This is a genomic window from Natronococcus sp. (assembly GCF_047921035.1).
GTDB lineage: Archaea > Halobacteriota > Halobacteria > Halobacteriales > Natrialbaceae > Natronococcus.
In genome coordinates this window covers 1-520 of record NZ_JBLRWX010000271.1, presented here as the reverse complement: position 1 = coordinate 520, position 520 = coordinate 1, and the positions used below count along the sequence as shown (strand labels likewise).

Below are 520 nucleotides of genomic sequence, written 5' to 3'. Positions count from 1 at the left end.
GGTGCCGCCCGACTGGAGCGACCTGCCGGTGGTGCAGGTGCAGGACGCAACGGCCGAGGTGGAAGAGCCCGCCTACGGGCGGGTGCTCCACAAGGTGCAGCTCACGGTGGAGGTGCTGGTGCCGGGGGGCGTGGCCGCGGCGGACCTGCGCGACTACGCGGCCGACGTGGCCCAGGCGGTGGGCACCGACCCCACGTGGTCGGGCCTGGCGCAGCAGACGCGCCTGGTGGACGTGATCTTGTCGGTGGGGATCGCCGGTGCGGTGAACGCGGGGGCGAGCGTGGGATTCGAGGTGGAGCTCGACCTGCCGCTGTGGAGCGTGTGAGGTGTCGTCGCAGCGGGTAGTGGTCGAAGGGCTCGAGGAGGCCATGGCGGCGCTCGACCCGGCCATCGCCGAGCGGGCCGCGGTGCGCACCATCAACGACCTGGTGGCGCAGGCCCGCACGGCGACGAACCGCCAGATCCGCGCGACGTACATCATCACGGCCCGGCGGCTCAACGAGTACCTGAAGGTGTTTCG

General features: G+C 72.1%; 1 protein-coding gene. It reads left to right on the top strand.

Going from position 1 to position 520, the window contains the following annotated elements; all coding sequences use genetic code 11:
* Positions 1 to 325, top strand: a 325-nt coding sequence (locus ACNA7R_RS20655) for a hypothetical protein (protein ID WP_416285400.1), incomplete at its 5' end; no start/stop codon positions are given.
* Positions 326 to 520 lie beyond the last annotated feature (195 nt).